15 protein-coding genes are annotated in these 13,369 nt (G+C 42.9%); 6 read left to right on the forward strand and 9 right to left on the reverse strand.

The annotated features are described in order from the left end of the window. Positions 1-108: 108 nt before the first annotated feature. The 3 genes from nprE to V756_RS0119800 all read left to right on the forward strand — a co-directional run bounded on the left by nprE (position 109) and on the right by V756_RS0119800 (position 2,951). Positions 109-1,674, forward strand: coding sequence for a neutral metalloprotease NprE (gene nprE, locus V756_RS0119785; RefSeq protein WP_024716192.1), 1,566 nt, complete (start codon positions 109-111; stop codon positions 1,672-1,674). 134 nt (positions 1,675-1,808) lie between these two features. Next, a complete protein-coding gene (locus V756_RS1000000124640) occupies positions 1,809-1,934 on the forward strand; it encodes a hypothetical protein (protein WP_255210053.1) in 126 nt (41 codons plus the stop codon). Between the two features lie 102 nt (positions 1,935-2,036). Beyond that, positions 2,037-2,951 (forward strand): class I SAM-dependent methyltransferase, encoded by a 915-nt coding sequence (locus V756_RS0119800; protein WP_024716193.1) that lies wholly within the window; start codon positions 2,037-2,039, stop codon positions 2,949-2,951. Positions 2,952-3,013: 62 nt separating this feature from the next. Here the strand turns inward: V756_RS0119800 and V756_RS0119805 are convergent, their stop codons facing one another. From V756_RS0119805 to V756_RS0119815, 3 genes are all read right to left on the reverse strand, one after another. Beyond that, on the reverse strand, positions 3,014-3,442 hold the full coding sequence (locus V756_RS0119805) for a GNAT family N-acetyltransferase (protein WP_081719948.1): 429 nt from the start codon (positions 3,440-3,442) through the stop codon (positions 3,014-3,016). A gap of 25 nt (positions 3,443-3,467) precedes the next feature. Continuing rightward, a complete protein-coding gene (gene suhB, locus V756_RS0119810) occupies positions 3,468-4,265 on the reverse strand; it encodes an inositol-1-monophosphatase (RefSeq protein WP_024716195.1) in 798 nt (265 codons plus the stop codon). A gap of 137 nt (positions 4,266-4,402) precedes the next feature. Continuing rightward, positions 4,403-4,591 carry a YkzI domain-containing protein gene (locus V756_RS0119815; protein WP_024716196.1) on the reverse strand — a complete coding sequence of 63 codons (189 nt, stop codon included), beginning with the start codon at positions 4,589-4,591 and terminating at the stop codon, positions 4,403-4,405. A 239-nt stretch (positions 4,592-4,830) separates the two neighbouring features. Between V756_RS0119815 and V756_RS0119820 the strand changes: the two genes are divergently transcribed. After that, positions 4,831-5,469 (forward strand): YktB family protein, encoded by a 639-nt coding sequence (locus tag V756_RS0119820; protein WP_024716197.1) that lies wholly within the window; start codon positions 4,831-4,833, stop codon positions 5,467-5,469. Positions 5,470-5,501: 32 nt separating this feature from the next. On the opposite strand, the gene V756_RS0119825 is transcribed toward V756_RS0119820, so the two are convergent. After that, on the reverse strand, positions 5,502-5,768 hold the full coding sequence (locus V756_RS0119825; protein ID WP_014663837.1) for a UPF0223 family protein: 267 nt from the start codon (positions 5,766-5,768) through the stop codon (positions 5,502-5,504). Between the two features lie 183 nt (positions 5,769-5,951). On the opposite strand from V756_RS0119825, the gene speA reads away from it, so the two are divergent. Next, positions 5,952-7,424, forward strand: a complete 1,473-nt coding sequence (speA, locus tag V756_RS0119830) for an arginine decarboxylase (RefSeq protein ID WP_024716198.1) — start codon at positions 5,952-5,954, stop codon at positions 7,422-7,424. 32 nt (positions 7,425-7,456) lie between these two features. Here the strand turns inward: speA and V756_RS1000000123740 are convergent, their stop codons facing one another. After that, the gene (locus V756_RS1000000123740) at positions 7,457-7,576 is read right to left on the reverse strand and encodes a GapA-binding peptide SR1P (RefSeq protein WP_015383564.1); all 120 of its coding nucleotides are present in this window, start codon (positions 7,574-7,576) and stop codon (positions 7,457-7,459) included. A 410-nt stretch (positions 7,577-7,986) separates the two neighbouring features. Here V756_RS1000000123740 and slp point away from each other — a divergent pair, with 410 nt between their 5' ends. After that, positions 7,987-8,361: a peptidoglycan-associated lipoprotein Slp gene (slp, locus tag V756_RS0119840; RefSeq protein ID WP_024716199.1), complete on the forward strand. Its 375-nt coding sequence runs from the start codon at positions 7,987-7,989 to the stop codon at positions 8,359-8,361. Positions 8,362-8,405: 44 nt separating this feature from the next. Here the strand turns inward: slp and lpdA are convergent, their stop codons facing one another. The 4 genes from lpdA to pdhA all read right to left on the reverse strand — a co-directional run bounded on the left by lpdA (position 8,406) and on the right by pdhA (position 13,361). Then, complete coding sequence (gene lpdA, locus V756_RS0119845) at positions 8,406-9,818, reverse strand: dihydrolipoyl dehydrogenase (RefSeq protein ID WP_024716200.1); 1,413 nt, start codon at positions 9,816-9,818, stop codon at positions 8,406-8,408. Between the two features lie 4 nt (positions 9,819-9,822). Next, a complete protein-coding gene (pdhC, locus tag V756_RS0119850; RefSeq protein ID WP_024716201.1) occupies positions 9,823-11,151 on the reverse strand; it encodes a pyruvate dehydrogenase complex dihydrolipoyllysine-residue acetyltransferase in 1,329 nt (442 codons plus the stop codon). Between the two features lie 113 nt (positions 11,152-11,264). Next, complete coding sequence (gene pdhB / locus V756_RS0119855; RefSeq protein WP_024716202.1) at positions 11,265-12,242, reverse strand: pyruvate dehydrogenase complex E1 component subunit beta; 978 nt, start codon at positions 12,240-12,242, stop codon at positions 11,265-11,267. Positions 12,243-12,245: 3 nt separating this feature from the next. Beyond that, complete coding sequence (pdhA, locus tag V756_RS0119860) at positions 12,246-13,361, reverse strand: pyruvate dehydrogenase (acetyl-transferring) E1 component subunit alpha (protein WP_024716203.1); 1,116 nt, start codon at positions 13,359-13,361, stop codon at positions 12,246-12,248. Positions 13,362-13,369 lie beyond the last annotated feature (8 nt).

A 13,369-nucleotide genomic window follows, 5' to 3' on the forward strand; every position in this document is an offset into this window, starting at 1 on the left:
AATACTATCAATTTTGTCTAGTTATGTTAGTTTTTGTTGAGTAATCCAGAATGCTAGTTTAATATAACAATAAAGATTATTCAGTATTTTCAAAAAGGGGGATTTAATGTGGGTTTAGGTAAGAAATTGTCTGTTGCTGTCGCCGCTTCGTTTATGAGTTTGTCAATCAGCCTTCCAGGTGTTCAGGCTGCTGAAAGTCATCAGCTTAAAGAGAATCAAACACATTTCCTGTCCAAAAACGCAATTGCGCAATCAGAGCTGCCTGCACCAAATGACAAGGCTGTCAAACAGTTTTTGAAAAAGAACAGCGGCATTTTTAAAGGCGACCCCGCTAAAAGGCTGAAGCTTGTCGAAAGCACGACTGATGCCCTTGGGTACAAGCACTTTCGATATGCGCCTGTGGTGAACGGAGTGCCTGTTAAAGATTCACAAGTGATCGTTCACGTTGATAAATCCGATAATGTCTATGCGATCAATGGTGAATTACACAATCAATCAGCGGCAAAAACAGAAAACAGCAAAAAAGTCTCTTCTGAAAAAGCGCTGGCACTTGCTTTCAAAGCCATCGGCAAATCACCAGACGCTGTTTCTAACGGAGCGGCCAAAAACAGCAATAAAGCTGAATTAAAAGCTGTAGAGACAAAGGACGGCAGCTATCGTCTTGCTTATGATGTGACGATTCGCTATATCGAGCCTGAACCTGCAAACTGGGAAGTCTTAGTTGACGCTGAAACAGGCAGCATTTTAAAACAGCAAAATAAGGTAGAACATGCTGCTGCCACTGGAAGCGGAACAACTCTAAAGGGCGCAACTGTTCCTTTGAACATCTCATATGAAAGCGGAAAATACGTTCTAAGAGATCTTTCAAAACCAACAGGCACCCAAATCATCACATATGACTTGCAAAACAGAAAAAGCAGCCTTCCGGGCACGCTTGTCTCAAGCACAACGAAAACATTTACCTCTTCATCACAGCGGGCAGCCGTTGACGCACACTATAACCTCGGTAAAGTGTACGATTATTTTTATTCAAACTTTAAACGAAACAGCTATGATAACAAAGGCAGTAAAATCGTTTCTTCCGTTCATTATGGCACTAAGTACAACAATGCCGCATGGATAGGAGACCAAATGATTTACGGTGACGGCGACGGTTCATTCTTCTCTCCGCTTTCCGGCTCATTAGATGTGACTGCACATGAAATGACTCACGGCGTCACTCAAGAAACGGCCAACTTGATTTATGAAAAGCAGCCGGGGGCATTAAACGAATCATTCTCTGACGTATTCGGTTATTTTAACGATACAGAAGACTGGGACATCGGTGAAGACATTACAGTCAGCCAGCCTGCTCTCCGCAGCCTGTCCAATCCGACAAAATACGATCAGCCTGACAATTACGCTGATTACCAAAACCTCCCAAACACAGATGAAGGCGATTACGGCGGTGTACACACAAACAGCGGAATTCCAAACAAAGCCGCTTACAATACCATTACAAAGCTTGGTGTCTCTAAATCACAGCAGATCTATTACCGTGCGTTAACAACGTACCTCACGCCTTCTTCCACGTTCAAAGATGCTAAGGCGGCTCTCCTTCAATCTGCCCGTGATCTTTACGGCTCCACTGATGCCGCTAAAGTTGAAGCAGCCTGGAATGCTGTTGGATTGTAATGTTAGGAAAAGCCTGAGAAATCTCAGGCTTTTTCTGTTACATGTATTTCTCTCTTCAGCAGTAATAACGAAAAGATAATGTTAAAAAACAGAAACCGCTTCTGATTTGCAAAAAAGAGGAGGTACAGCTCCAAGTGTGCAGCAAAGGGAAAGCGGCGGTCGATCTTCCTGACTCAGGGCACAAGATTGATAGAGAAATTCTTCTAGCGGACACTAGCTATGTGAAGGATTGCGCGTTCAGAAAAGAGCAAAAACATTGACAAAAAAACTTATTTATGCTAAAATTTACTATTAATATATTTATGTGTATAATAAGATTCTCCTGGCCAGGGGAATCTTATTTTTTTATGGAGGATCATTTCATGAAAAAAAATGAGTCCAGTTTAACGTCTTTGATTTCAGCTTTTGCCCGTGCGTATCACAGCCGATATGATACGCCTCTCATTTTTGATGATTTTATTGCAAAAGATCTCATAAATGAAAAAGAGTTTACAAGCATCAGTGAGAACATGATTCAAGGAATCTCGTTTTTCAACAAAGAGATTGCTGAACGTCTGCAACATGATCCTGAAGAAATATTAAAATGGGTTATACAAATCCAGCTGTCGCCCACGCCCTTAGCACGTGCTGCGTATTGCGAAAAAGTCTTACACAACGAATTGATGCTGGGAGCAAAACAGTATGTCATTCTTGGGGCCGGGCTGGATACTTTCTGTATCCGGCATCCAGAATTAGAAAACAGCCTGCAAATTTTCGAGGTTGATCATCCGGCTACACAGCAAGTCAAAAAAGATAAGCTGCAGGATGCAAATCTGGCAATTCCGGGACATCTTCACTTTGTTCCTATGGATTTCACCAAAATGTTTTCATATGAGCCTCTCTTAGATAAAGGATTTAAGAGCACAAAAACATTCTTCAGCCTTCTCGGAGTGTCTTATTATTTAACCCGAGAAGAAAATGCAAACTTGATCAGCCATTTATTTTCGCATGTCCCATCCGGCAGCTCGATCGTTTTTGATTATGGGGACGAAACACTCTTTACAGCAAAAGGAACGTCAAACCGAGTTGAACATATGGTGAAGATGGCTGCCGCAGGCGGTGAACCGATGCAATCGTGTTTCACCTATCAAGAAATTGAACATATGTTAGAGTCATCGGGATTACTGATCTATGAGCATTTATCACCGGACGACATTCATGACCTTTTCTTTTGCAATCGAACCGACGATTTGTCAGCTTTTGAAACAATTCATTATATTCATGCGGTGAAAAAATAATATTTTATTCAACAAAAGCCTCCCCTTTTTCGGGAGGCTTTTATAAAAAGAAACTGCCGTCATCAAACGGCCGCTTCCGCTAAAGGCTTCACAAAGATCATAAACGATTTGCCTCTTTCATCTTTCTCCGTTTTCAGCTGTTCAAAGCCGCATTGGCTCAAAAACAGGATCCATTCACTGCGATCAATGGGAACTCCGGCAAACATCGCTTTATGCTTGTCTCTGAGCGATTTGCTGATCTGTTCAATGATCATCCTCGCATACCCCTTGTTTTCTTCAGCCGGATCGACCAGTACCGTTCCAAGCCACGGCTTTCCGTTTGAAGGCGCCCACTCAAGATGATAGCTGACGGCAACAGGATGACCGGCTGTTTCCCATACAAGCCATGACCCGTTGTACATAGAGTAGGAGATAATATAGCTTTCTGCATCTTTTTCTCCAAACTCCTCCTCTTTCCATTCAGGATGAGCCTTTGCGAGCTTCTCTAACAAGCAGAGGTCGTCCTGTTCAAACGGCCTATTTCTCAGCATGAAGATACTCTTCAAATATCGTTTTATGTATGGATGGGTTTCCGGCAAGCACACTGTGATTTTCTAAAAAGCTAAACGGCTTTCCCTCAATGGTCGAATAAATGCCTCCTACTTCATTTAACAGAATACAGCCCGCTGCATAATCCCATGGCGCAAGCCGCATTGTGATGTAAGCATCGATTCTTCCTGCCGCGACATTCGCCAGCTCTAAAGCGGCAGATCCGTAGGAGCGTGTGCCCCTGACTCTTTTCACAAGGGGCGCCAGTACACTTGAATCAATTCTTCTGTTTTCCGTTACCCATGTCGCATTAATGGCAATAATCGCTTCTTCAATGACAGTTTCTTTTAAAGGAGCCAGCTTTGTTTCATTCATATAAGCTCCTCTTCCGCTAAATGCGTGATACAGCTCATCATGCACCACATCATAGATCAAACCGATTTTTCCTTCTCCGTTTTCAAAAATCCCAATAGAAATCGCAAAGTTTCTTTGCTGGTGCACAAAATTCATCGTCCCGTCAATTGGGTCAATAATCCAGACGACTCCCTCAAGTGAATAGAGTTTGTCTCCTTGACCTTCTTCGCCGAGTATGCGGTGTCCCGGAAACGTTTCCTGAATGCGTTCAATAAAAAACTTTTCCGTTTCTTTGTCAATATTGGTGACTAAATCATTCGGATTTGATTTCGTTTCAATCGTCAGGCTTTCATGCATAGATTGTTTAATTCTTGTGCCTGCTTCTCTTATCCATTTCTTTGCAATCTCATCAATTTCCGTCCAATTTGTCATTCATGTGTACCTCTCTTCTATGTAGACCTTTATTTTATAGGATACTGATAACGGCGGTGAAAAAGCAAGGGAAATGAAAAATATGCCTTCTCATGTAAAAACGAACCATTCATGCGGTTCGTTTTCACTATCGCTTTTTACCCGTTAATCCGATTCCATTCTTTTCTGAGTCGCTCAAGTTTGTTTTTGCTTTGTTCGATCTGTTCTTCATTTTCTTTTTGCATCGCTTCATATAGGGTTGCCAATTCATAATCAACCTCTAGTCTCCAGACAGCTACACGATTGTTTTTCTCTTCCTTAAATCCCTCTTTTACAACTTGCCTCATTGTCTTTCGCCCCTTCCAGAGATCATTTGTTTGTAAAAAAGCATCCCATTTTGCCATTCAACAATGATGACTTCTTATATCGTATGATTGTTCTATTTACGCGTAACAGGATTCTAAAAATTGTGTGTTTACCTATTCGTTCATTACCACATTTCCCCTTTCTTAAAACGCGCGCAATCTTTTTGCCGCTCGTCCTAACTGTGATAAAATATGTATACTGAGCATGAAGGAGGAAAATCATGACACAAATGCGTTTTACTGAAGAAGACTTTAACACATTTACAATAGAAGGCTTAGACGCGCGCATGGAGGTTTTAAAAGAGACGGTCCGCCCGAAGCTTACAGCACTAGGCGAACATTTTGCCCCGACTTTATCAGCTTTAACGGGAGATGAAATGTTTCCGCATGTGGCAAAGCACGCAAGAAGATCCGTCAATCCTCCTGCTGACAGCTGGGTGGCGTTCGCAAACAGCAAAAGAGGCTATAAAAAACTGCCGCATTTTCAAATTGGTCTATGGGAAAGCCACGTATTTGTGTGGTTCGCGATTATTTATGAATCTCCTATCAAAGAAGAATACGGCAAATTGCTTGAAACAAACCAGGAAACCATCACCAGAAATATTCCAGACAGCTTCGTTTGGTCCGCAGATCACACCAAACCGGGAGTACATAAGCAGTCTGATATGGACAAGGAACAGCTGAAGACGCTGTTTGAGCGTTTGCAGACTGTAAAAAAAGCTGAGCTTTTATGCGGCATCCAGCTTCAAAAGGAAGAAGTGCTGAAGATGAATAACCAGGAATTCCTTCAGCGTATCGATGATGCGTTTCAGAAACTTGCTTTTCTGTACCGTCTCACCCAAAAAGTGTCACAAGCATAAAAAAGAGCCGGGATATTCCCCGGCTCTTTTTCCTACATCTTAATCTTCGCCTGATCAGATTCTCTCGCCTGTTTGACAGTGCGGTAAGGCGAATATGTACTTTGTTCCTCAAACTCGCCGCATAGCTTTTTTTCCTCGGCCTTCCCCGGGACAATTTCCTTAAAACGACGGTAAGCTTTAAGCAGTTCTTCGCGATCAGCGCCTTTTTCATATGCAAGCTCAACCTGCTGGAAAAACGCGATCACATCCACTGCTTCTTCGGTTGTCCAATCTTCATTCATCGGATATTGGTACTCCATTTTCTTCACTCCTTATCATTTGCTTCCTTTAAGAAAAAGCATCTTCATTTGATCATAAATTGTTCTTTACATTCTTTCAAGTTCATAATATAATTCATTTGTTTTACGTCTAAAAAACGGTTGAGAAACTGATTTTAATACACACTATTATGCATAGGTATGATTACAAAGGTGGGAAAACAATTGTCGCAACACGAAACACCCTTATACACAGGACTGAAAAAGCATGCAAGCAGACAGCCTGTTCAATTCCACATTCCCGGCCATAAAAAAGGGGCAGGGATGGACCCAGAATTCAGACAATTTATCGGTGAAAACGCATTAAGCATAGATTTAATCAATATTGAACCATTAGATGACCTGCACGCGCCAAAAGGCATCATCAAACAAGCACAGGATCTTGCGGCTGAAGCATTTGGCGCGGACCACACATTTTTCTCTGTCCAAGGAACAAGCGGCGCCATTATGACAATGGTGATGGCTGTTTGCGGACCTGGAGATAAAATTATTATTCCGCGAAATGTGCACAAATCAATTATGACAGCTATTGTATTTTCCGGAGCGATCCCAATCTTTATTCATCCTGAAATTGACAATGAATTGGGCATCTCCCATGGTATTACACTTGATTCTGCTAAACGGGCGCTTACGGAGCACCCAGATGCAAAAGGGCTGCTCGTCATCAATCCGACATATTTCGGGGTTGCAGCCGACTTAAAAAGCATTGTAGAGCTTGCCCATTCGTTTGATGTACCTGTGCTTGTCGATGAGGCACACGGCGTGCACATTCATTTTCACAGCGAATTGCCGCTTTCAGCCATGCAGGCAGGAGCGGACATAGCAGCAACTAGTGTACACAAGCTGGGCGGCTCACTGACGCAAAGCTCTATTTTAAACATGAGAGAGGGCCTTGTTTCCAAAGACAGAGTGCAATCCATCCTGAGCATGCTGACAACGACGTCGACTTCTTACTTGCTTCTCGCCTCACTGGATGTCGCTAGAAAACGCCTTGCAACAGAAGGGCATCAGCTTGCTGAGGAGACACTGAAGCTTGCCAACCAGACGAGAAACCGCCTCAATCAGATTGAAGGTATTTATTGTGTCGGTGAGGAGATTCTCGGGTCAAAAGCAGCTTACAGCTATGACCCGACAAAATTGATTATCTCTGTTAAAAATCTTGGGCTTACAGGCCATGACGTGGAAAAATGGCTTCGTGAATCCTTTAATATTGAAGTTGAGCTTTCGGATCTATACAATATTTTGTGTATTTTTACCCCTGGTGACAGCCAAAATGATGCAGACCGGCTTGTAGAGGCTTTAACAGAGATTGCACATCATATGGCAGAGAAAGATGTCACACATCGGCAAACTGAGGTTCTGCTTCCGGAAATACCTTTATTGGCAATGACGCCTCGTGATGCTTTCTATGCAAATACGGAAGTCATCCCCTTAAAAGAAGCATCAGGACGGATTATCGCTGAATTCGTCATGGTATATCCTCCTGGTATTCCAATCTTTATTCCGGGTGAGATCATTACTGAAGAAAATATCAGCTACATTTTCAAGAATCTTGACGCGGGTCTCCCTGTTCAAGGACCTGAGGACTCGACCCTCACGATGATCCGGGTCATTAAAGAACAAAAAGCGATTCAATAAAGAAAGCATGCGGCTTAAGCCGCATGCTTTCTTTACTCTTCTTCAACAGGACATTGGCATTGTCCGCAGCACGTTCCGTATAATGTTGTCACTTTCTCATCTTCAAAGTAATGAATGGCTTCGTTGCAATCTTGACAAACGATCGTACCCATCTCTCATTCCCCATTTCTTTGAATTTTGAAAACGCTTAATTTCTTTTGTTGTTATTATATTAATATGTCACATTTGAAATGTCAACAATAAATTGTATAACACATTTAAGGTGAATATCGATATATATCACGTGTTTTTTCATTCTTCATCATACATTACCTTCTTCTTGTAACCGCTTTAACTGATACATATGCCAAAACCTATCATAAGATTTCATGCTATCTTGAACTTTTCAGCAATAAATCCTATACACCCTCAGATTCGCTATTTTAACCGAGTGATACGGAATGTAATCATACTTTAAAAACGGTTTCAATTATATAACAATTAGGTAACAAGGAGCAGATTAAGCTGTATCTCATGATAAACTAAAGCTAGTTTACTATTGTTTATACAGAGGAGAAGATAGATGCGATACCGCGTGATATTCCCCATGCTGATAATAGTATTTGTTTTATCGGGCTGTACACTTTCCACCATCAACCCGATGAAAAAAAACCGGATTGATAACATTCATCATACACAAATCTTGTTTTTTTCTGATGAGAACCAAATTGATCAGGAAGCGCCATATTACGATGCCCTGCTGGATTTAGAAAAAGATTATCCCGAGCAAATTGATAAAATGAAGGTCTATGATAACAAAAAAGGCTGGGAAGATGAGATCAAAACCGTCCCTACCCTTATGGTTGTAGATCAGCGCCATGTCGTGGTGAAAATCGAGGGATGTGTGAAAAAGAAAGAAGACATCATTAAACCATTGCAGCATGTGCTGCCAAAATAAAAAACAGCCCCCGCTTAAAGCGAGGGCTGTTTTTTATACGAGCATTATTTTACGATGTGAATCGGACTTCCAATTGCCACTTCAGCTGCTTCCATTGTGATTTCGCCCAATGTTGGGTGAGCGTGAATTGTCATCGCGATATCTTCAGCAGTCATGCCGCCTTCGATCGCTAAGCTTAATTCAGAAATCATATCAGAAGCACTCGCGCCGGCGATTTGCGCACCGATCACAAGACCGTCCTCTTTACGAGTGATCAGCTTCATGAAGCCGTCTGTTTCGTTAAGAGAAAGCGCACGGCCGTTTGCTGCAAATGGGAATTTAGCTGCAACAATGTCAAGCCCCTCTTCTTTCGCCTGTGCTTCAGTGTAACCGACTGACGCAAGTTCAGGCTCAGAGAAGACAACCGCAGGAATACCAAGGTAATCGATTTCTGCAGGCTCTCCAGCAATAGCTTCTGCTGCGATTTTACCTTCGTAAGACGCTTTGTGAGCAAGCGGCGGTCCTTCGATGATATCACCGATTGCATAAATGTTAGGTACGTTAGTGCGGCACTGTTTATCAGTTTTTACGACACCGCGGTCCGTCATTTCAATACCGACTTGCTCAAGACCAAGCTCATCAGTATTTGGACGGCGTCCTACTGTAATCAGTACGTAATCAGCGTCAACAGTTTTTTCTTCGCCTTTTACTTCAAATGTAACTGTTACGCCGTCTGGTCTTTCTTCGACACCTTTAGCCATCGCATTTGTATGGATTTCAACGTTGCCTTTTTTCTTCAGTCTGCGTGTAACAAGAGAACTCATTTGTTTTTCGAAGCCAGGAAGAATTTCATCTCCGCCTTCAAGAATAACAAGCTCTGTACCGAAATTAGCATACGCAGTTCCAAGCTCAGTTCCGATGTATCCGCCGCCGATAACAACGAGCTTTTTAGGAATTTCTTTAAGAGCTAAAGCGCCTGTTGAATTTAGGACGCGCTCAGAATATTTGAAGTTTGGCAATTCGATAGGACGAGAACCAGTTGCAATGATTGCGTTTTTGAACGTATATGTTTGAGCAGAATTCTCATCCATTACACGAACTGAATTGCTGTCTACAAAGTAAGCCTCACCTTTTACAACATCTACTTTGTTGCCTTTAAGAAGACCTGCTACACCGCCAGTAAGCTTATTTACAACAGAAGTTTTCCATTCTTGAACTTTAGTGAAATCAACTGATACGTTCTCAGCAGTGATTCCCATGTCGTCAGAATGCTTTGCATTCTCATAACGGTGGCCTGCATTGATCAGCGCTTTTGAAGGGATACATCCAACGTTTAGACAAACGCCTCCAAGCGTTGCTTTTTCAACGACAGTTACTTTTTGTCCAAGCTGTGCAGCGCGGATGGCAGCTACATAGCCGCCAGGTCCCGCACCAATTACAAGAGTATCTGTTTCAATAGGGAAATCTCCTACTACCATAACATTACGCCTCCATTAAAATTAATTGTGGATCGTTCAGTAAACGCTTGATGTGATTTAAAGCATTTTGCGCAGTTGCTCCGTCGATCATACGGTGGTCGAAGCTGAGAGAAAGAGCTAAGACTGGAGCTGCTACGATTTCGCCATCACGAACAATCGCTTTTTCTGCAATGCGTCCGATACCAAGAATCGCAACTTCTGGATGGTTGATAACCGGAGTAAACCATTGTCCGCCAGCAGAACCGATGTTTGTAATTGTGCAAGATGCGCCCTTCATTTCAGCTGGAGCAAGCTTGCCTTCACGAGCTTTTGTAGCAAGGCCATTGATCTCATCAGAGATTTCAAAGACAGATTTACGATCTGCATTTTTCACAACCGGAACAAGCAAGCCTTTTTCAGTGTCAGCTGCGATACCGATATTGAAGTAATGTTTTTGGACTACTTCTTCTGTTTTATCGTCAATTGACGTGTTTAAAACAGGGAATTTTTTCAGTGCAGATGTAAGAGCTTTTACAACGTAAGGCAAATAAGTCAGCTTGATTCCTTGATCAGCAGCAACCTGTTTGAACTGTTTACGATGTGCAACAAGGTTTGTTACGTCCACTTCGTCCATTAATGTTACGTGAGGAGCTGTGTGTTTAGAGTTAACCATCGCTTTCGCAATTGCTTTACGGATACCGCTCATTTTTTCGCGTGTTTCTGGGAATTCACCCTCTGGAACTGAAGCAGCAGCCGGTTTAGCAGCTGTTTCTTGCGGTGCAGCCGTTTCTTGCGGCGCAGCTTCTTGTGCTCCTCCGTTTACAAAGCTGTCGATATCTTCTTTCACAACACGTCCGTTGTTGCCTGAACCAGTTACTTTACGGATGTCTACGCCTTTTTCACGAGCATATTTACGTACAGAAGGCATAGCGATCACGCGTTTGTTCGGGTCAACTTCAGCTTGATCCTGCTGTCCAGCGCCAGTTGCTTTTGCAGGCTCTTGAGCTTGCCCTTCTTTCGCAACGTCTTGTCCCGCTTCTGCAGTTGACTGAACTTGTGCTTCAGTTTTCGCATCGTCAGACTCATCGCTGCCTTTAAATTGAAGGTCTTCGTAACCAGGTGCATCAAACGTAATGATCGTTTGTCCAACAGTTGCAACCGTTCCCTCTTCAACTTTTAATTCTAATACTTTTCCTTTAACAGGTGAAGGAATTTCTACTACTGCTTTATCATTTTGGACTTCAGCCAGTACATCATCTTCGTCTACCTCATCGTTAGGCTTGACAAACCATTTTATGATTTCGCCTTCGTGGATACCTTCCCCGATATCCGGAAGTTTAAATTCAAATGCCACAGTTCTCGACCTCCTAGTTGATTAAGCAATTTTACAGTTTACATCGTAAGCATTGAAAACAGATATATTATAGAGGGAAAACGTTCATCTTCCCTCTCGATTATGCAGTTTGATTAAAATTCAAGTACTTTTCTTGCAGTTTCAAGAACGTCTTTATGGTTTGGAAGCCATACACTCTCAGCTTGTGAGAAAGGAAATACTGTATCAGGCGCAGCCACGCGAAGGACAGGTGCTTCCAAGCTCAAGATTGCGCGGTCATTAATTTCGGCTACTACGTTTGCAGCAATACCGGCTTGTTTTTGTGCCTCTTGAACCACAATCGCGCGACCTGTTTTTTCTACAGATGCAATGATTGTATCGATATCAAGCGGGCTTACAGTGCGAAGGTCGACAACTTCAGCAGAAATGCCGTCTTTTTCAAGCTCCTCGGCAGCTTTTAATGATTCATGAACCATTGCGCCGTAAGTGATGATTGAAAGGTCAGTACCTTCACGTTTTACGTCAGCTTTGCCAAGCTCGATTGTGTATTCTTCTTCAGGAACTTCCTGACGGAAAGAACGGTAAAGCTTCATGTGCTCTAAGAAAACAACTGGATCATTGTCTCTGATCGCAGAAATTAAAAGTCCTTTGGCATCGTAAGGAGTTGATGGAATAACAACTTTGATACCAGGCTGCTGTGCAACAAGACCTTCTAAGCTGTCAGCGTGAAGCTCAGGAGTGTGAACACCGCCGCCGAATGGAGAACGAATTGTTACAGGTGAAGTCCAGCGTCCGCCAGAACGGTAGCGCAAACGAGCCATTTGGCCGGAAACTGAATCCATTACTTCGTAAACAAATCCGAAGAATTGGATTTCCATAACCGGACGGAAGCCGTTTAAGCCTAAACCAAGGGCAAGACCGCCGATACCAGATTCAGCAAGTGGCGTGTCAAACACACGGTCTTCACCGAATTCTTTTTGCAATCCTTCTGTCGCACGGAATACGCCGCCGTTAACACCAACGTCTTCTCCGAAAACTAAGACATTTTCGTCATTTTTCAGTTCTGTGCGTAACGCATCCGTGATTGCTTGAATCATTGTCATTTGCGCCATGGCTTACTTCGACTCCTTCTGTGTATAAATTTCAAATTGCTCCTCAAGGTTGTGAGGCATTTTTTCGTACATGATTTTCATTAAATCAGTTACTTTTTGCTTCGGCTCAGCATCAGCTTTTTTGATCGCTTGCTTAATTTCTTCTTTCGCATCCTCAATTACTTTTGCTTCTTCTTCTTCAGACCATAAGCCTTTGTTTTCAAGGAACGCGCGGAAACGTACAAGCGGGTCTTTTTGTTCCCATTCATTTTCGATTTCTTTTGTGCGATATTTAGTCGGATCGTCGCCGGCCATTGTGTGCGGACCGTAACGGAAAGTAAGTGTTTCAATCAGTGTCGGGCCTTCGCCGTTGATTGCGCGCTCGCGTGCTTCAGCAGTTGCAGCGTATACAGCAAGCGGATCCATTCCATCTACTTGTACGCCGACAATACCTGCAGCTACAGCTTTTTGTGCAATTGTTTCAGCCGCTGATTGTTTTTCAACCGGAGTTGAAATCGCGTAGCGGTTGTTTTGTACCACGAAGATTGCAGGTGCTTTATAAGCGCCGGCAAAGTTAATTCCTTCGTAGAAGTCCCCTTGTGAAGCTCCGCCGTCACCAGTGTAAGTGATTGCGACAGCTTGCTTACCGCGTTTTTTAAGACCTAGCGCAACACCGGCAGTTTGAATGTATTGAGCACCGATAATGATTTGTGGAGAAAGGGCATTCACATCATCAGGCATTTGGTTTCCTCTGAAATGTCCGCGAGAGAAAAGGAACGCTTGATATAACGGGAGACCATGCCAAATTAACTGAGGCACATCACGATATCCTGGAAGAACAAAGTCTTCTTTTTCAAGCGCAAAATGCGTTGCGATCTGAGAAGCTTCTTGACCCGCAGTAGGAGCGTAAAATCCGAGACGTCCTTGACGGTTTAATGAGATAGAGCGCTGATCAAGCACACGCGTAAATACCATGCGGCGCATGAGCTCTTTTAATTGATCATCAGATAAATCAGGCATTGCCGCTTCATTCACGACTTCTCCCTTTTCATTTAAAATTTGGAACGTTTCGAACTGCTTTTTAATGGCATCAAATTGCTTCTTACTGTCAGCGATAGCTTTTTTCGTTTTTGCAGCCATACTAAGTC

Origin of the sequence: Bacillus tequilensis KCTC 13622 (assembly GCF_000507145.1) — a bacterium.
GTDB lineage: Bacteria > Bacillota > Bacilli > Bacillales > Bacillaceae > Bacillus > Bacillus tequilensis.